The 17,998-nt window shown below is 68.6% G+C and carries 16 protein-coding genes, 3 tRNA genes and 1 pseudogene; 2 read left to right on the top strand and 18 right to left on the bottom strand.

Going from position 1 to position 17,998, the window contains the following annotated elements; genetic code table 11:
• Nucleotides 1–22 precede the first annotated feature (22 nt).
• The 9 genes from rpoB to LHJ74_RS20305 form a co-directional block, all read right to left on the bottom strand.
• On the bottom strand, nt 23–3,508 hold the full coding sequence (gene rpoB, locus LHJ74_RS20345; RefSeq protein WP_260219537.1) for a DNA-directed RNA polymerase subunit beta: 3,486 nt from the start codon (nt 3,506–3,508) through the stop codon (nt 23–25).
• A 494-nt stretch (nt 3,509–4,002) separates the two neighbouring features.
• Nucleotides 4,003–4,383, bottom strand: coding sequence for a 50S ribosomal protein L7/L12 (rplL, locus tag LHJ74_RS20340; protein WP_260219536.1), 381 nt, complete (start codon nt 4,381–4,383; stop codon nt 4,003–4,005).
• 111 nt (nt 4,384–4,494) lie between these two features.
• Complete coding sequence (gene rplJ, locus LHJ74_RS20335; RefSeq protein ID WP_260219535.1) at nt 4,495–5,058, bottom strand: 50S ribosomal protein L10; 564 nt, start codon at nt 5,056–5,058, stop codon at nt 4,495–4,497.
• 290 nt (nt 5,059–5,348) lie between these two features.
• Nucleotides 5,349–6,257: an SCO4651 family lipoprotein gene (locus LHJ74_RS20330; protein ID WP_260219534.1), complete on the bottom strand. Its 909-nt coding sequence runs from the start codon at nt 6,255–6,257 to the stop codon at nt 5,349–5,351.
• Nucleotides 6,258–6,565: 308 nt separating this feature from the next.
• The gene (rplA, locus tag LHJ74_RS20325; RefSeq protein ID WP_260219533.1) at nt 6,566–7,288 is read right to left on the bottom strand and encodes a 50S ribosomal protein L1; all 723 of its coding nucleotides are present in this window, start codon (nt 7,286–7,288) and stop codon (nt 6,566–6,568) included.
• Between the two features lie 102 nt (nt 7,289–7,390).
• On the bottom strand, nt 7,391–7,825 hold the full coding sequence (rplK, locus tag LHJ74_RS20320) for a 50S ribosomal protein L11 (RefSeq protein ID WP_260219532.1): 435 nt from the start codon (nt 7,823–7,825) through the stop codon (nt 7,391–7,393).
• A gap of 237 nt (nt 7,826–8,062) precedes the next feature.
• Complete coding sequence (nusG, locus tag LHJ74_RS20315; protein WP_260219531.1) at nt 8,063–9,007, bottom strand: transcription termination/antitermination protein NusG; 945 nt, start codon at nt 9,005–9,007, stop codon at nt 8,063–8,065.
• Nucleotides 9,008–9,099: 92 nt separating this feature from the next.
• Complete coding sequence (secE, locus tag LHJ74_RS20310) at nt 9,100–9,381, bottom strand: preprotein translocase subunit SecE (RefSeq protein ID WP_260219530.1); 282 nt, start codon at nt 9,379–9,381, stop codon at nt 9,100–9,102.
• A 105-nt stretch (nt 9,382–9,486) separates the two neighbouring features.
• A tRNA-Trp gene (locus LHJ74_RS20305) sits at nt 9,487–9,559 on the bottom strand.
• 191 nt (nt 9,560–9,750) lie between these two features.
• On the opposite strand from LHJ74_RS20305, the gene LHJ74_RS20300 reads away from it, so the two are divergent.
• A complete protein-coding gene (locus tag LHJ74_RS20300; RefSeq protein ID WP_260219529.1) occupies nt 9,751–10,989 on the top strand; it encodes a pyridoxal phosphate-dependent aminotransferase in 1,239 nt (412 codons plus the stop codon).
• A gap of 123 nt (nt 10,990–11,112) precedes the next feature.
• Nucleotides 11,113–12,138 (top strand): adenosine deaminase, encoded by a 1,026-nt coding sequence (locus LHJ74_RS20295; protein WP_260219528.1) that lies wholly within the window; start codon nt 11,113–11,115, stop codon nt 12,136–12,138.
• Nucleotides 12,139–12,196: 58 nt separating this feature from the next.
• Here the strand turns inward: LHJ74_RS20295 and LHJ74_RS20290 are convergent, their stop codons facing one another.
• The 9 genes and pseudogenes from LHJ74_RS20290 to LHJ74_RS20250 all read right to left on the bottom strand — a co-directional run bounded on the left by LHJ74_RS20290 (nt 12,197) and on the right by LHJ74_RS20250 (nt 17,904).
• Entirely contained in the window at nt 12,197–12,805 is a 609-nt protein-coding gene (locus tag LHJ74_RS20290; protein ID WP_260219527.1) for a TetR/AcrR family transcriptional regulator, read from the bottom strand.
• Between the two features lie 83 nt (nt 12,806–12,888).
• A pseudogene (locus LHJ74_RS20285) lies at nt 12,889–13,959 on the bottom strand (UDP-N-acetylmuramate dehydrogenase); the annotation flags it as partial.
• 87 nt (nt 13,960–14,046) lie between these two features.
• Nucleotides 14,047–15,534, bottom strand: a complete 1,488-nt coding sequence (locus tag LHJ74_RS20280) for a DHA2 family efflux MFS transporter permease subunit (protein ID WP_260219526.1) — start codon at nt 15,532–15,534, stop codon at nt 14,047–14,049.
• A 122-nt stretch (nt 15,535–15,656) separates the two neighbouring features.
• Entirely contained in the window at nt 15,657–16,283 is a 627-nt protein-coding gene (locus tag LHJ74_RS20275; protein ID WP_260219525.1) for a TetR/AcrR family transcriptional regulator, read from the bottom strand.
• A 130-nt stretch (nt 16,284–16,413) separates the two neighbouring features.
• A complete protein-coding gene (locus tag LHJ74_RS20270) occupies nt 16,414–16,848 on the bottom strand; it encodes a MaoC family dehydratase (RefSeq protein ID WP_260219524.1) in 435 nt (144 codons plus the stop codon).
• Between the two features lie 5 nt (nt 16,849–16,853).
• Nucleotides 16,854–17,306 (bottom strand): MaoC family dehydratase N-terminal domain-containing protein, encoded by a 453-nt coding sequence (locus tag LHJ74_RS20265; protein WP_260219523.1) that lies wholly within the window; start codon nt 17,304–17,306, stop codon nt 16,854–16,856.
• A 150-nt stretch (nt 17,307–17,456) separates the two neighbouring features.
• A complete protein-coding gene (rpmG, locus tag LHJ74_RS20260) occupies nt 17,457–17,621 on the bottom strand; it encodes a 50S ribosomal protein L33 (RefSeq protein WP_007265873.1) in 165 nt (54 codons plus the stop codon).
• 91 nt (nt 17,622–17,712) lie between these two features.
• Nucleotides 17,713–17,785: transfer RNA gene (locus LHJ74_RS20255), tRNA-Met, on the bottom strand.
• A 46-nt stretch (nt 17,786–17,831) separates the two neighbouring features.
• Nucleotides 17,832–17,904, bottom strand: a tRNA-Thr gene (locus LHJ74_RS20250).
• Nucleotides 17,905–17,998 lie beyond the last annotated feature (94 nt).

The following is a 17,998-nucleotide window of genomic DNA, read 5'->3' as shown; positions in this document are numbered from 1 at the left end:
CAGGGAACGCCGGCCAGACCCGTCAGACCTCTTCGACGCTGCTCGGCTCGCGCCGGGACAGGTCGATACCGAGCTCTTCCGCCGCGCGGAAAACATCCTCGTCGGTGTCGCGCATCTCGATGGACATGCCGTCCGAGGACAGCACCTCCACGTTGAGGCAGAGCGACTGCATCTCCTTGATGAGCACCTTGAAGGACTCGGGGATGCCCGGCTCCGGGATGTTCTCGCCCTTGACGATGGCCTCATAGACCTTCACTCGGCCGGTGACGTCGTCGGACTTGATGGTCAGCAGTTCCTGGAGTGCGTACGCCGCGCCGTAGGCTTCGAGCGCCCACACCTCCATCTCGCCGAAGCGCTGGCCACCGAACTGGGCCTTACCACCCAGCGGCTGCTGGGTGATCATGCTGTACGGGCCGGTGGACCGGGCGTGCAGCTTGTCGTCCACCAGGTGGTGCAGCTTCAGGATGTACATGTAGCCGATGGAGACCGGCTCCGGGAAAGGTTCGCCGGAGCGGCCGTCGAAGAGGTTTGCCTTACCGGACGACTTGACGAGCCGTTCGCCGTCGCGGTTCGGAATGGTGGACTCGAAGAGACCGGTGATCTCGTCCTCACGGGCACCGTCGAAGACCGGGGTGGCGACGTTCGTACCCGCCCGCACCTCGTCCGCGCCGATCGCCGCCAGACGCTTCTTCCAGTCCTCTTCGATCCCGTCGATCTTCCAGCCCTGGGAGGCGAGCCAGCCCAGGTGGATCTCCAGGACCTGGCCCGGGTTCATCCGGGACGGGACACCCAGCGGGTTGAGGATGATGTCGACCGCGGTGCCGTCCTCCAGGAACGGCATGTCCTCGACCGGCAGGATCTTCGAGATGACGCCCTTGTTGCCGTGCCGTCCGGCGAGCTTGTCGCCGTCGGTGATCTTGCGCTTCTGGGCGACGTAGACGCGGACCAGCTGGTTCACGCCCGGGGGCAGCTCGTCGCCCTCCTCGCGGTCGAAGACGCGCACGCCGATGACCTTGCCGGTCTCGCCGTGCGGCACCTTCAGCGAGGTGTCGCGGACCTCACGGGCCTTCTCGCCGAAGATCGCCCGCAGCAGGCGCTCCTCCGGGGTCAGCTCGGTCTCACCCTTGGGCGTGACCTTGCCGACCAGGATGTCGCCCGCCTCGACCTCGGCGCCGATGCGGATGATGCCGCGCTCGTCGAGGTCTGCCAGGACCTCCTCGGAGACGTTCGGGATGTCCCGGGTGATCTCCTCGGGGCCGAGCTTGGTGTCGCGGGCGTCGACCTCGTGCTCCTCGATGTGGATCGAGGAGAGGACGTCGTCCTGTACGAGGCGCTGCGAAAGGATGATCGCGTCCTCGTAGTTGTGGCCCTCCCACGGCATGAACGCGACGAGCAGGTTCTTGCCCAGCGCCATCTCGCCGTCCTCGGTGGACGGGCCGTCGGCGAGCACCTGGTCCTCGACCACGCGGGAACCCTCGTCCACGAGCACCTTCTGGTTGAAGGAGGTGCCCTGGTTGGAGCGGGAGAACTTGGCGACGCGGTAGGTCGTGTAGGTGCCGTCGTCGTTGGCCACCGTGACGTAGTCGGCGGAGACCTCCTGGACGACACCGTCCTTGTCGGCCTTGATGACGTCGCCGGCGTCGACCGCGCAGCGGTACTCCATGCCAGTGCCGACCAGCGGCGACTCCGCCTTCAGCAGCGGCACCGCCTGGCGCATCATGTTGGAGCCCATGAGCGCGCGGTTGGCGTCGTCGTGCTCCAGGAACGGGATCATGGCCGTCGCGACGGACACCATCTGGCGCGGCGACACGTCCATGTAGTCCACGTCGTCGCCCGGGATCAGGTCGACCTCGCCGCCACGGCGGCGGACGAGGACCCGCTCCTCGGCGAACCGCATGTCCTCGCCCAGCGGCGCGTTGGCCTGGGCGATGACGAAGCGGTCCTCCTCGTCGGCCGTGAGGTAGTGCACCTCGTCGGTGACGACGCCCTCACGGACCACGCGGTACGGGGTCTCGACGAAGCCGAAGGCGTTCAGGCGGCCGTAGGAGGCGAGCGAACCGATCAGACCGATGTTCGGCCCTTCCGGCGTCTCGATCGGACACATCCGGCCGTAGTGCGAGGGGTGCACGTCACGGACCTCGAAGCCGGCCCGCTCACGGCTCAGACCACCGGGGCCGAGCGAGTTGAGGCGGCGCTTGTGGGTCAGGCCCGACAGCGGGTTCGTCTGGTCCATGAACTGCGACAACTGGCTGGTGCCGAAGAACTCCTTGATGGAGGCGACGACCGGCCGGATGTTGATCAGCGTCTGGGGTGTGATCGCCTCGACGTCCTGCGTGGTCATCCGCTCACGGACGACACGCTCCATACGGGCGAGGCCCGTACGGACCTGGTTCTGGATGAGCTCGCCGACGTTGCGCAGACGGCGGTTGCCGAAGTGGTCGATGTCGTCGGTCTCGACGACGATCGTCTGGCCCTCGGCCGAAGTCGTCTCCGTCTCGCCGGCGTGCAGCTTGACCAGGTACTTGATCGTCGCGATGACATCGGCGGTGGTGAGCACGCTGGAGTTCAGCGGCTCGTCTCCGCCGAGCTTCTTGTTGATCTTGTGCCGGCCGACCTTGGCGAGGTCGTAGCGCTTCGGGTTGAAGTAGAGGTTCTCCAGCAGCGTCTGCGCCGCCTCGCGGGTCGGGGGCTCACCCGGGCGCAGCTTGCGGTAGATGTCGAGCAGCGCGTCGTCCTGGCCCTGGGTGTGGTCCTTCTCCAGGGTGGCGCGCATCGACTCGTACTGACCGAACTCCTCGAGGATCTGCTCGGTCGTCCAGCCCAGGGCCTTGAGCAGCACGGTGACGGACTGCTTGCGCTTGCGGTCGATACGGACACCGACCATGTCGCGCTTGTCGATCTCCATCTCCAGCCAGGCACCACGTGACGGGATGATCTTGGCGGAGAAGATGTCCTTGTCGGACGTCTTGTCGATGGAGCTGTCGAAGTAGGCACCCGGCGAGCGGACGAGCTGTGTGACGACGACACGCTCGGTGCCGTTGATCACGAATGTGCCCTTGTCGGTCATGAGCGGGAAGTCGCCCATGAAAACCGTCTGGGACTTGATCTCACCGGTCTCGTTGTTGGTGAACTCGGCGGTGACGAAGAGCGGTGCCGCGAACGTGAAGTCGCGCTCCTTGCACTCGTCGATGGAGTTCTTCGGCGGCTCGAACCGGTGATCGCGGAAGGTCAGGGACATCGACCCGGAGAAGTCCTCGATCGGGGAGATCTCTTCGAAGATCTCTTCCAGACCGGACTTCGTGGGGACATCCTGACCACTGTCCAGCGCGGCCTCGACGCGACCCTTCCAGGCGTCATTACCGAGCAGCCAGTCAAAGCTCTCGGTCTGCAGCGCAAGGAGGTTCGGAACCCCGAGGGGCTCCCGGATCTTCGCAAAAGAGATACGCAGCGGGGCAGTGCTGGCGCCGGTGTTCGAATTGGCAGTCGAGGCGTTGCGCGAGGCGGCCAAGAGGGGGTCCTTCCGAGGGCTCGGACTCACTACGCGCATACCGGTGCTCCTGGTGACGGGCAGGGAGCAGCTAACAGGCAGCGCAAAGGGTCAGTGTAGCCTCATGGCACACTGATGTCCAGAGCGGTTATTCGGAGACTGGCGCAGTGCCACTCTCCCCCTCTCGTTCTCCTGTGTAGGCAAGCGGCACGCGGTACGTGCTGCCGGCGCATATCGATGCTTCCCGCTTCGTCTCCGATCCATGCCTCGGATCTGGATCGGCGTAACGACGCGTCCCGAGAATTGCGCGCTGCGTGCCATTCGTCAAGGCCCCCAGGGCAGCGAAGATCACCATACCCGCCCCTCACCCCAGGGCAAGGAAGCGGGAAGGGCAACGCCGAAGGGCGACCACCCACCTGGGTGATCGCCCTTCGGTACAGCGCGGTCCACGGTGGCACCGTGGCGCCTGAGGCCCTGCTTGAGGCCGGGCCTGAGCGGCCCGGAGACTCAGTGGGTCACTTGACCTCGACCGAGGCGCCAGCGGCCTCGAGGGACTCCTTGGCCTTCGCCGCAGCGTCCTTGGCGACCTTCTCGACGACGGCCTTCGGGGCGCCGTCCACGAGCTCCTTGGCCTCCTTCAGACCCAGCGAGGTCAGCTCACGCACGACCTTGATCACCTGGATCTTCTTGTCGCCCGCACCGGTGAGGACGACGTCGAACTCGTCCTGCTCCGGCTCGGCCTCGGCGGCGGGGCCCTGGGCGGCGACAACGGTGGCGGCCGGGGCGGCGGCCTCGACGTCGAACTTCTCCTCGAACTTCTTCACGAAGTCGGAGAGCTCGAGGAGGGTCATCTCTTCGAACTGCGCGAGCAGGTCGTCCTGGCTGAGCTTCGCCATGATGGCGGTCCTTCCACTAATTCGGCTGGTGCCGGTATGTACATGGGGGCGGGCGCATGCCTCGCGGCATGCGTCACGTGCGGGCAGGCCCGCTGCGACCGAGCGGTGGTGCTACTCGGCCTCGGCGGGAGCCGGCGTACCGGCACCGCCCTGCTCGACCTTGTCGCGAAGAGCGTCCGCGGTGCGGACCATCTTCGTGAGCGGGGCCTGGAAGGTCGCCGCGGCCTTCGCCATGGACGCCTTCATGCCACCGGCCAGCTTGGCGAGCAGCACCTCACGGGATTCGAGGTCCGCAAGCTGGTTGATCTCGGCAGCCGACATCGCGCTGCCGTCGACGATTCCGCCCTTGATGACCAGGGCGGGGTTGGCCTTGGCAAAGTCGCGGAGACCCTTCGCCGCCGTGACCGGGTCACCGGTCACGAAGGCGACGGCCGACGAGCCCTCGAAGTAGTCGTTCAGCTCGTTGATCCCGGCCTCCTGGGCCGCGATCTTCGTCAGCGTGTTCTTCACCACGCGGTACTGAGCGTTCTCACCGAGAGAACGGCGCAGCTCCTTGAGCTGCGCCACGCTGAGTCCGGTGTATGCGGTCACGAGGGCGGCGCTGGAGTCACGAAACTTGTTCGTCATCTCCTCGACAGCAGCGACCTTGTCGGGTGCGACCTGATCCTTCGCCATGAGCCTCGGCCTCCTTCCGGGTGATCTGGACCGCGGGGGGAGGGGCTGTGCAAAACGAAACGCCCCGGCGCAGGCGCACGGGGCGACACTCGACCGGAAACACTTCCGGGAGCTCATCCATACACACCTGCGCGGGTCGTCCGCAGCTAGCGGATCCTTCACCCGGCACGCCCCGGACGGGGCACACCGGAAACCAGCGGTCTTTGGCTTCCTGGAGAGCTTACGCGCACGGCGGCGGGGGCGGCAAATCCGCCCCCGCCGCCGTCGGCTGCGATCAGCCCCAGCTCGGGTCAGACGCCCGCGCCCGGGCCGGTCAGCTCCTCGAAGCCGACCGTGTCGGCGGACGGGGGCTCCTCGACGGTGACCTCGGTGCCGTAGTCCGCGTAGTAGACGGTCGAGTCATAGGAGCCGCTGCTGCCGTTGCTGCTCTTGGCGGTCTCCTGCTTCTTCACGAGGAGGTTGTCCCCGTCGATCCAGAGATCGATCTTCTCGCTCTCCATCCCGGCCTGCTCCAGCTGGTCCTGCAGCTCCTGTAGCTCCGTCTCGCTGAGCTCCTTGGACTGCATACGGGCCATCTCGGAGACGTCGACCGTACCGCTGTAGTGCGTGGCCTTCTTGCCGCGCACCGTCTCCGTGCCGACCTTCTCCACCTTGCCCGTCGCCATCAGCAGCTGGACCGAGCGGGCCGGGTTGTTGTTCTGCATCTGGTCCTTGATGAAGGCACCGGAGGCACCCGCCGTCTCGGCGAGCTTGTCGTAGTCGTACTTGATCCAGTGCTTGCCCTTACCCGCCGTGGACGCGAACTCGTCACCCATGTTCATGAACATCGCGTCGGCCGTGTAGCGCGCCTTCATCGGCTTGCCCTCGGTCGGGGTGCCCGAGACCATGCCGCCCCGCTGCGTGATGTCCATGTTGCCGGTGGTGCCGCCCTCCGCCCAGGTCAGCTCGCCCTTCATCGTCGAGGACGTCGTGCCCTGCGGAGTGCCCTGGTCGGTGGTGCCGTCCACCTTCGCGGACTCCTGCTTCTCCGTCTGGTCCGACGCCTTCTTCAGCGCCGCCAGCGGTGAGAGGCCACCGGCCTTCTTGTCCGAGGTCACCTTGTCGTCGCCGCCGCCGTCGGCGCTCTCGCTGCCGCAGGCCGTCAGACCTGCCACCATGACGACGCCGGCGGCGAGCGCGGTGATTCGAGTCCTGTACACGGATCCCCCTGTGAGTCAGTGCGTTTGTCGTAGTGAAAGCCTGACTGATCCTAATAGCCTTTATTTATTGCTTAACTGGGGGGACGACCGGAGCCCGGCGTGAGGTTCCTCTCTCTGGCAGAGCTGTGACCCACCTCACATTCCCTGCGTCCGCAATGATCTCTGCCGCCCCGCAGTGCCGAGACGGGCCGTGCCCGCACGGATACGGCAAAGACCGGGCCCGCCCTCCGAGGAGAGCGGGCCCGGCCCAGCTGCGCTTCGCCGCGCGGCCGCGTACGCCGAGGTGGCCGTCGGCCGATGTCCGTGGATCAGACGGCGGCGGGGTCCTCCTCGGTGAGGAGGTTGCGGGTCCGGTTGCCGTCGAAGGGGATGCCGGGGCCCATGGTGGTGCTCAGGGTCGCCTTCCGGACGTAACGGCCCTTGGCGGCCGACGGCTTCAGGCGGTGCACCTCTTCGATGGCGGCGGCGTAGTTCTCGACCAGCGTGGTCTCGCCGAACGACGACTTGCCGATGATGAAGTGCAGGTTCGCGTGCTTGTCCACACGGAACTCGATCTTGCCGCCCTTGATCTCGGTGACGGCCTTGGCGACATCCATGGTGACGGTGCCGGTCTTCGGGTTCGGCATCAGACCACGCGGACCGAGCACGCGGCCGAGGCGGCCGACCTTGCCCATGAGGTCCGGGGTCGCGACGACGGCGTCGAAGTCCAGACGGCCCTTGGAGACCTCGTCGATCAGTTCGTCGGAGCCGACGATGTCGGCTCCCGCGGCCTCCGCAGCCGCAGCACGGTCACCGGTCGCGAAGACCAGGACCCGGGCGGTCTTGCCGGTGCCGTGCGGGAGGTTCACGGTGCCGCGGACCATCTGGTCGGCCTTGCGCGGGTCGACACCCAGGCGCAGGGCGACCTCGACGGTCGCGTCGAAATTGGACGAGGAGGTCTCCTTGGCCAGGCGGATGGCCTCGAGCGGGGCGTACACCTTGTCCCGGTCGATCTTGGCGTCCGCGCTGCGGAGGTACTTGCTGCGCTTCACTTCTGCTCCTGACGATCACGCCGTGCGGCAGACGCCGCAGGCGGGGATATGGAGTCGTGGTGCGGGCCCGCGCTGCGGCCCTCCCACGGGATTCTGCGGCGGTCAGCCCTCGACGGTGACGCCCATGGAGCGCGCGGTGCCTGCGATGATCTTCGAGGCGGCGTCCAGGTCGTTCGCGTTCAGGTCGGGCATCTTGGTCGTGGCGATCTCACGCACCTGCTCGGGCGTGAGCTTGCCGACCTTGTTGGTGTGCGGCACGCCCGAGCCCTTCTCCAGGCCCGCGGCCTTGAGAATCATCTTGGCGGCCGGCGGCGTCTTGGTGATGAAGGTGAAGGAGCGGTCCTCGTAGACCGTGATCTCCACCGGGATCACCCAGCCGCGCTGCGACTCGGTCGCGGCGTTGTACGCCTTGCAGAACTCCATGATGTTGACGCCGTGCTGGCCCAGTGCGGGGCCGACCGGCGGAGCCGGGTTCGCCGCACCGGCCTGGATCTGGAGCTTGATCAGCCCCGAGACCTTCTTCTTCTTGGGAGGCATGCTCTCTCCGGGTCCTAGTGAGAGTTGATGGCGCCGCCGTCCGCCGCGGGAGTCCGTAGAGATCCGCCTGTCGGACGAAGGCATACCGCACCACGATAGCGGGTACTGCGCCAGGCACTGAAATCGGGTAGCGGCCCCGATGCGCGCGGGGCATCAGAAAAGGCCCCCGCCAGGCGGTTTCCCGCTGATGAGGGCCTTCCCGATGCGCGTCGGCGCCTGCTCGCGCCCGGACAGCGCCTAGTTCTTCTGGATCTGGTCGAAGCTGAGCTCGACCGGGGTCTCGCGGCCGAAGATCTCGACGAGGCCCTTCACCTTCTTCGAGTCGGCGTTGATCTCGTTGATCGTCGCCTGCAGCGTCGCGAACGGGCCGTCGGTGACGGTGACCGAGTCGCCGACCTCGAAGTCGAGCACCTGCACCTCGACCCGGCGGCCGGGACCGCTCACCGGCTTGCCCTCGGCGTCCGTGGCGGCAGCCTTGGCTGCCCTCTCCTCGGCCTCCGGGGCGAGCATCTTGACGATCTCGTCGAGGGTCAGCGGGTACGGGTCGTAGGCGTTGCCGACGAAGCCGGTGACGCCCGGGGTGTTGCGGACGACGCCCCAGGACTCGTTCGTCAGGTCCATCCGGACCAGGACATAGCCCGGGAGCTTGTTCTGCCGGACGGTGCGGCGGTCGCCGTTCTTGATCTGGACGACCTCTTCCTGCGGCACCTCGGCCTGGAAGATGAAGTCCTCGACGTTGAGCGAGACGGCACGCTGCTCGAGGTTAGTCTTCACGCGGTTCTCGTACCCCGCGTAGGTGTGGATCACATACCACTCGCCGGGAAGGAAGCGCAGCTCATCGCGGAGTGCGGCGACCGGGTCGACCGGCGCCTCCTCGACGGCTTCTTCCGCCTCAGCGTCCTCAGTGGCCTCTTCGGCCTCGGGCTCCTCAGCGGCTTCTTCGGCCCCAGCGGACTCTTCAGCCCCGGAGTCCTCAGTGGACTCCTCCGCCTCGGCGGCCTCGCCCGTCTCCGCGGTCGACTCGGTCTCGACCTGGGCGGCGGCCTCCTCGGCCGACTCGCCCACAGCGACATCGGCAGCTGCCGCCTGGTCGACACTGTCATCCGCCGCGTCAGCGATCTCGCGTGCGGTGTCGGCACCCGTTACGGGCTCGACGGTGTCGTTCAGGTTCGGGTCTGACACGGTGGCTGCTTCTTCCTGGCTTCTCGGGTCGAACATGCGGTGGCTGCTTCTGCGGGGCACATGCTGTAGCTCGCCAGCCTCCGCGGCAGGACTCAGCCGAAGACGATTTTCATGACCTCGGCGAATCCATAGTCAATCACGGTCACGAGCCCGATCATGATGACTACGAAGATGATCACGACAGTCGTGTACGTCGTGAGCTGGTTCCGCGTCGGCCATACGACCTTGCGAAGCTCCGCGACGATCTGTCGGTAAAAGAGCGCGAGGCGTCCGAAGGGGCCCTTCTTGCCGCGCTTGCCTCCGCGCCGGGGCTTGTTGTCGTCCGACGACCGTCCAGGCTCGGGGACCTCGATGGAGTCCGTGATCTCCGTCACTCGTCCTCACCTGATCCGGGTCGATGCCATGCGGCGTCCGGCCCGGCCGCACGGCGGTGCATTTCAGTACGTACGCAAGCACACATCATATCGGCAAATGTGTAGCAGGGCCGGAGGGACTTGAACCCCCAACCGCTGGTTTTGGAGACCAGTGCTCTACCAATTGAGCTACGACCCTTTGTAGTCCCCCCAACCTACCGCATCCGGGGGGCTGCATGGAGTACGCAGCACGGAACGACTGATTGAGGGCCAACGACGTAGGAGTGTACGTGGTCCACGCCGCCCCGTCGAACAGGTTGGGGCCGCGACTCCCCGAGACTCCCCGAATCCCCGGTGCGGGGCGCCGCGGGCGTCTGGGAACATGCCTGCATGACCGCTGCCACTCCACCCGTACAGGCTCCGACCGAACGACGTGTATCGGCCCGCATCGCATCGATCTCCGAGTCCGCGACGCTCGCCGTGGACGCCAAGGCGAAGGCTCTCAAGGCCGCCGGGCGCCCGGTGATCGGCTTCGGCGCGGGCGAGCCGGACTTCCCGACGCCCGACTACATCGTCGAGGCGGCCGTCGAAGCCTGCCGCAACCCGAAGTACCACCGCTACACCCCGGCCGGCGGCCTGCCGGAGCTGCGGTCCGCGATCGCCGAGAAGACGCTGCGCGACTCCGGCTATCAGGTCGAGGCCGCGAACATCCTGGTCACCAACGGCGGCAAGCAGGCGATCTACGAGTCGTTCGCCGCGCTCCTCGACCCGGGCGACGAGGTGATCGTCCCCGCCCCGTACTGGACCACCTACCCCGAGTCGATCCGGCTCGCCGGCGGTGTCCCGGTCGACGTCGTCGCGGACGAGACCACCGGCTACCGGGTGAGCGTCGAGCAGCTGGAGGCCGCCCGCACCGAGCACACCAAGGTGCTGCTCTTCGTCTCCCCCTCCAACCCGACCGGCGCTGTCTACACCCGTGAGCAGGTCGAGGAGATCGGCCGCTGGGCCGCCGAGCACGGCCTGTGGGTGCTGACGGACGAGATCTACGAGCACCTCGTCTACGGCGACGCCGAGTTCCACTCCCTCCCGGTGGTCGTACCCGAGCTGCGTGACAAGTGCATCGTGGTCAACGGCGTGGCGAAGACCTACGCGATGACCGGCTGGCGGGTCGGCTGGGTCGTCGGCCCGGAGGACCTGATCAAGGCCGCGGCCAACCTCCAGTCCCACGCCACATCGAACGTGAACAACGTCGCGCAGGCCGCCACCCTGGCCGCCGTCTCCGGCGGCCTGGAAGCGGTCGCGCGGATGCGCGAGGCGTTCGACCGGCGGCGCCGGACGATGGTCCGGATGCTGAACGAGATCGACGGCGTCCTGTGCCCGGAGCCCGAGGGCGCGTTCTACGCGTACCCGTCGGTCAAGGCCCTGCTCGGCAAGGAGATCCGCGGCAGGCGGCCCGCCACCTCGGTGGAGCTGGCCGCGCTGATCCTGGAGGAGGCGGAGGTCGCGGTCGTACCCGGCGAGGCGTTCGGTACGCCCGGCTATCTGCGGCTTTCCTACGCGCTGGGCGACGAGGACCTCGCGACCGGGGTCACCCGGATCCAGCAGCTGCTGGCGGAGGCCAAGGACTAGACAAGCTCCGTACGTATGGACGGCCCGGCACCCGTTCGGTGGACCGGGCCGCCCGCGTACGGCGGCGTACAGCAGGATCGGCGGGGACGGCCCGGTCAGCGGGCATTCGGATACGGAGGGTAGATGGGGACGGTTCGAGACATCCGGCTGCTGCCGAAGGCCCATCTGCATCTGCATTTCACCGGATCGATGCGGCCCGGCACACTGCTGGAGCTCGCTGGCAAGCACGGCGTACACCTGCCGGACGCGCTCAAGGGCGGCGAGCCGCCCCAGCTGCGCGCGACGGACGAGCGCGGCTGGTTCCGCTTCCAGCGGCTCTACGACATGGCGCGCTCCTGCCTGCGTGATCCCGAGGACATCCAGCGGCTGGTGCAGGAGGCCGCCGAGGAGGACGTACGGGACGGCTCCCGGTGGCTGGAGATCCAGGTCGACCCCACCTCGTACGCGCCCCGGCTGGGCGGTCTGATCCCCGCCCTGGAGATCATCCTGGATGCGGTGGAACGCGCCCGGCGGGACACCGGCCTGGGCATCCAGGTGCTGGTCGCGGCGAACCGCATGAAGCACCCGCTCGACGCCCGTACGCTCGCGCGGCTGGCGGTGCGCTACCGGGACAGCGGCATCGTCGGCTTCGGGCTCTCCAACGACGAACGCCGCGGATTCGCACGCGACTTCGACCGTGCCTTCGCCATCGCCCGGGACGGCGGGCTGCTGGCCGCGCCGCACGGCGGCGAGCTGTCCGGGCCCGCCAGCGTCCGCGACTGCCTGGACGACCTGCAGGCGGCGCGGGTGGGGCACGGCGTGCGTGCGGCGGAGGACCCCCGGCTGCTCGCGCGGCTCGCGGAGCGCGGGGTGACCTGCGAGGTGTGCCCGGCCTCCAACGTCGCGCTGGGTGTCTACGAGAAGCCGGAGGACGTACCGCTGCGGACGCTGTGGGACGCGGGGGTGCCGATGGCGCTCGGCGCGGACGACCCGCTGCTGTTCGGCTCCCGGCTGGCGGCGCAGTACGAGATCGCCCGGGACGCGCACGGGTTCACGGACACGGAACTGGCCGAGCTGGCCCGCCAGTCGGTGCGCGCCTCGGCAGCACCGGCGCGGGAGCGTGACGCGATGCTGGCGGGCATCGAGGACTGGCTCCGGTCCGAGCCCTGACCGGCCGGGGCGCGCCCACAGACCGGTCCCCAGCCCACGCCGTCAGCCCACGCCGCCGTCAGCCCACGCCCTCAAGGAGCGTGCGGGCGACGGCGGAGGCGAAGTCGTCGAGCGGCTGCTCCGGTCGTTCTCCGCCCTGGAAGTCGTACAGGAACGCGCGCTGGGCGCACGCCCCCAGCAGCAGGGCGGCTGCGGCGTCCGGGTCCGCGCCGGGGCGGATCCGCCCGGCCTCGCGCTCGGCGCGCAGGTAACGGGCGAGCGCCTCCACCGGCTTGCGCGGGCCGGTACCGAGCGCCTGTGTCGCGCGGTGGTGCCGTCGCAGCAGCGTGGGGTCGGCGTAGAGGGAGGCGGCGATCGGGAAGCTCGACTCGTAGAAGAGCGCGGCACGCGTGGCGATCTCGGCCAGGTTGGCGTGGACACTGCGATCGCCGGGGTCGGCGCCGAGTTCGTTGAGCAGCGGCCCGAGTGGCGGCAGCCGCTCCTCCAGCACCTGTACGAAGAGCTCCTCCTTGCTGCTGAAGTGCTTGTAGAGGGCCGCCTCCGAGAAGCCCGCGGCACGGGCGATCTCCTTGGTGGTGGTGCGGGCGAGGCCGATGGTGCGCATGAGTGCGTGGGCGGCGTCGAGGATGCGGTCACGCGTGGACCGGGTCGGCTTCTCGGTGGGCATCCTTTTACTCTAGAAGGGTGAGTGAGCGCCCACCAACGCCTCACTCACGCGCCTCACTCACGCGCCTCACTCACGCGCGCCCCTCACACAGCGCAGCCGACGGTAACCGGCTCGTTCACCAGGGTCACGCCGAACGCCAGGCGCACGCCCTCCCGTACCTCGCGTGCCAGCCCCAGCAGGTCCTCGGTGGTGGCGTGGCCACGGTTGGTGAGCGCGAGGGTGTGCTTGGAGGAGATGCGGGCGGGCCCGGTGCCGTAACCCTTGGCGAAGCCCGCCTTGTCGATCAGCCAGGCCGCCGAGGTCTTGATCAGGCCGTCCCCCGTGGGGAAGGCGGGCGGCGCCGCCTCCGGGCCGAGCCGGTCGGCGACCCGGGCGAGGAACGCGGCGTGCTCGGATTCGGTGAGCAGCGGGTTGGTGAAGAAGGAGCCCGCCGACCAGGTGTCGTGGTCCTCCGGGTCGAGCACCATCCCCTTGCCCGCACGCAGCTTGAGCACCGCGTCGTGGGCCTCCTCCGCCGCGACCCGCTCCCCTGGCTGGACTCCCAGCATCCGCGCGGCATCCGGGTACTTCAGGGGCGCGGAGAGCCCGCCCGCGTCCTCCAGTTCGAAGCGGACACGGAGTACGACATGGCGGCTCGGATACGCCTTGAAGCGGCTGTGCCGGTAGGAGAAGCCGCAGTCCTCCCGGGGGATCGTGACCGTGTCGCCGGTACGGCGGTCGTAGGCGACGACCTCGGTGAGGGTGGCGGAGACCTCCTGGCCGTACGCGCCGACGTTCTGGATCGGGGTCGCGCCCGCGGAGCCGGGAATGCCCGCCAGGCACTCGATGCCCGCGAGGCCCGCCTCCACCGTGCGGGCGACGGACGCGGACCAGTTCTCCCCCGCGGCCAGTTCCAGGCTGGTGCCGGTGAGCCGGTAGCCGGTGGTGGCGATGCGCAGGGCGGTGCCCGGGAAGCCCTTGTCGGCGATGAGCAGGTTGCTGCCACCGCCGATGACGAGCAGGGGCGTGCCGGCGGCGTCGGCCTCCCGTACGGCGGCTATGACCTCGTCGTCCGTGGTCGCGGTCCGGAGGCGGGCGGCGGGGCCGCCGAGCCGGAGGGTGGTCAGGGGGGCGAGAGGGGCTTCGTGGAGTTCCTGCACGCCGTCAAGAGTACGAGAGCGGCCCCGGCGTTTCGCCGTGGCCGCTCCCGTGCGCGGGCGTGGGTGGTGAGGGGGTGCGCCAAGGGCCGCGCGGGGGCGCCGTCAGCGCTGCGCCATGGGGGCCGCCTTTCCTTCCGTGACCGGTGCGACATCTGCCGCCCGATCCGCTGCCTGGTCCTCTGCCGGGGCCGTCGCTGCCCCGGCACCGCCCGCCCGGCGGACGCGCGGCACGAGCAGCGCGGCGATCGCCGAGAGCGCCAGGGCGGCGGTGCCGACCCAGAGCGCGGGGACCAGCCCGTCGACGAAGTGGTCCGGCGCCCCGTAGCCGCCGTACGAGGCGAAGACCAAGGCCAGGACGGCGACACCGAGCGTGCCGCCGATCTCGCGGAGCGCGTTGTTGGCGCCCGACGCCATGCCCTGCTCCTCGCTCCGGACCGATCCCATCACCAGCGAGGCGACCGGGGCGAAGAACATCGCCATGCCGGTGCCGCTGATGACCAAGGCCGGGACCTGGGCGGCGTACGACACGTCGGGTTCGGTGATCAGCGCGAACCAGCCGAGGCCGACGGTCATCAGGGACAGCCCGGTGGCGACGATGACCCGCCCGCCGAAGCGGTCCGAGAGGATCCCGGCGAGAGGCGCCACCAGCATCGGCACGGCCGTCCACGGCAGCATGCGCAGCCCGGCCTGCATAGGCGTGTAGCCCTGGACGAGCTGGAGGAACTGGGCGAGCAGGAAGATCGCTCCGAACATGCCCAGGGACATCAGCAGGCTGGCCGCGTTGACCGCGCTGAAGGTGCGGGAGCGGAAGAGGCGGAGCGGCAGCATGGGCTGTGGTGCGCGCCGCTCGTACAGCACGAAGCCGACCAGCAGTGCCGCACCGGCCGTGAAGCCCAGCAGGATCTGCGGGCTGCCCCAGCCCTGTGCGTTGCCGCGCACCAGGGACAGCACGATGCCGAGGAGGCCGAGGCTGGCCAGCACGGTGCCGAGGACGTCGAGACGGCCGTTCGGGCCACGGCTCTCCAGCAGGCGGGCGCGGGAGAGCGGGATCAGCGCGATGCCGAGCGGGATGTTCAGCCAGAAAATCCACTGCCAGGAGATGTGTTCGGTGACGGCCCCGCCGATGAGCGGGCCCATGGCCACGGCGAGGCCCTGGATCGCGCCCCAGACGCCGAAGATCGCGCCGCGCCGGGCGGGCGGAGTGGCGGCGGAGAGCAGGGTCAGGCTGAGCGGCATGAGCAGTGCGGCGCCCGCGCCCTGCACCGCCCGCGCCGCGATCAGGCCGCCCACGCCGGGGGCGAGCGCGGCAGCCGCGGAGGCGGCGGTGAAGAGGCCGATGCCGAGGATGAACATCCGGCGCCGTCCGAAGCGGTCGCCGAGGGCGGCGCCGAGCATCAGGAGTACGGCGAAGCTGAGGGTGTAGGCGTTGACGGTCCATTCGAGTTCTTCGAGGCCGCCGCCGAGATCGTCACGGATGGCGGGCAGGGCGGTGGTGACGACGAGGTTGTCGAGCGCGGCCATGAAGCTGGCGACGCCGGTGATGATCAGCGCCCAGACGGCGCTGCCGCGGCGGGATGCTGGCTGGTCCATCGGTATCTCCGAAGCAGGGGAAGGGAAATGAGTTATCAGTCACTAACTTTCGCGCACACAGCTCAGCTGGCCCGAGGTACCGACAGGACCGACAGGACCGGCACAGGTGCCTCAGCGGGGACTCACCCGGTGCGGGTGTCCGGAACCTCCTCGCGGACCTGCGGCGCACACTGCGGCTGCGGCTCTGACTCCGGCGGCGGCTGCACGGCCACGTAGAAGCCGCCCCACACCCGGTGCTCGGCCGGGAAGCCCATCAGCACCAGGGTGTTGGTCAGCATCCCGTAGCCCAGGAACTGGGTGGTCTCGCCCGCGTCCGCACCGAGCTGCAGATGCACCGCGTCCCAGATCTCCAGCCACTCGCCGCGGACCCGCCGGCCCAGCTCGTGATCGCCGGAGCGCTCGGCGGCGGCCACCGCGACGTGCGCCTGCGCCTGGATCAGCAGCACGTCGGGATTGGCGGAGATGAGCTGCTGGTACGCCGCGCCCATCGCATGCACCCGCTCCTCCCCCGCCGGCGCGTCGCGCGCCGCCGCTTCCAACGCCAGCCGGACCTCGCTCAGGCCACGGCTCACCGCGGCCAGGAAGATCGCCCGCTTGCCGGGGAAGAGCCGGAAGAGGTACGGCTGCGAGACACCCACCCGGCGCGCGATCGCCTCCGTCGAAGTGCCCTCGTAACCGCCGTGCCCGAACTCGGTGAGCGCGGCGCGGATGACACTCTCGCGGCGCTCGTCGGCACTCATTCTGACCATGAGAGAAAGGTAGTGGCCACTCACTACCTAAGTCAACCGCCGGATCCGGCTCGGCCCGGCCGCCCCACGGGGGGGGCGGCCGGGCCGTACAGCTCAGGCTCTGGCGTGACTCGGCTCGGCTCGGCTCGGCTCAGGCCAGCACGACAACGGCGCGGGACATTCCCAGCACCTTCTGGCCGCCGCTCTTGGCGACGAGATCGACGCGCACCGTACGCGCGTCGTCGTCCAGCTTCTTGGCGACCTGTGCGGTCACCTCGATGGACGCGCCCACGCCGTCGTCGGGGACGACGACCTGCCGGGTGAAGCGCACCCCGTACTCCCGTACGGCCCCCGGGTCGCCCGTCCAGTCGGTGACGACGCGGATCGCCTCGGCCATCGTGAACATGCCGTGAGCGATGACGTCGTCGAGCCCGACCTCCACCGCGAACCGCTCGTTCCAGTGAATGGGGTTGAAGTCGCCCGAGGCCCCCGCGTAGCGCACCAGCGCGTCGCGGGTCACGGGGAAGGTCTGCGCGGGCAGTTCGGTGCCGACCTCGACATCGGCGTACGCGATCTTCGCAGTCATCCTCGTCAGCCCTCCTCGGCAGCGCGGGCCACCAGCTTGGTGTACGCGGTCACCACCAGCTCGCCGGCCGCGTCGTGCACGTCGCCCCGTACGTCCAGGACGTCGTTCCCCGCCAGGGACTTGATCGACTCGACCCGCGAGCTGACTGTCAGAACATCCCCGGCGCACACCGGGCGCACGTAGACGAACTTCTGGTCACCGTGAACCACTCGGGTGTAGTCCAGCCCGAGCTGCGGATCCTCTATCACCAGACCGGCCGCCTTGAAGGTGATCGCGAAGACGAAGGTCGGCGGTGCGATCACATCCGGATGGCCGAGCGCTGCCGCGGCGGCGGGGTCCGTGTAGGCCGGATTGGTGTCACCGATGGACTCGGCGAACTCCCGGATCTTCTCCCGGCCCACTTCGTACGGACGGGTGGGCGGATAGGTCCGCCCGACGAACGACTGATCGAGCGCCATCGCTCAGTTACCTCCTGGTCGATGCCCGCGGGCAGGTCGTCACCTGTGGGCCCCGCGGAGCGAACGTCACCTACGTAAGACGTGCGTCACCTGCGAAAAGAAACGAGGCCGCCCCCGGAAAAACGGGGACGGCCTCGCTGACGAACCGATTTATCGCGTCTCGCGGTGCGCGGTGTGCGAGTTGCAGCGCGGGCAGTGCTTCTTCATCTCCATGCGATCCGGGTTGTTACGCCGGTTCTTCTTGGTGATGTAGTTCCGCTCCTTGCACTCCACGCATGCCAGCGTGATCTTCGGGCGGACGTCGGTGGCAGCCACGTGAGAGTGCTCCTTGACGGAATAGGACGATGAACGCAGGAAGAGTAGCCGATCGGAGGACCGACCCCACAATCGGCTACTTTGAGTAAAGTAGCGGTGACCGGACTTGAACCGGTGACACAGCGATTATGAGCCGCTTGCTCTACCGACTGAGCTACACCGCCACGATGCGACGGCTCCCATCAGATGATGGGAGACCTCACGCACCAGAGCCCCAAAACGGAATCGAACCGTTGACCTTCTCCTTACCATGGAGACGCTCTGCCGACTGAGCTATTGGGGCGAGCGATGAAGACATTACACGTTCGGCCGCCGAAGGTGAAATCAGTATCGGGCCGCCCGTGTCCGGCCCTTGGTACCCGGCGCCGACGTCGCTC

Origin of the sequence: Streptomyces gossypii, assembly GCF_025165795.1 — a bacterium.
Lineage (GTDB): Bacteria > Actinomycetota > Actinomycetes > Streptomycetales > Streptomycetaceae > Streptomyces > Streptomyces gossypii.
Note: the sequence above shows the minus strand (reverse complement) of the source record. Positions and strands in the feature narration are given on the sequence as shown.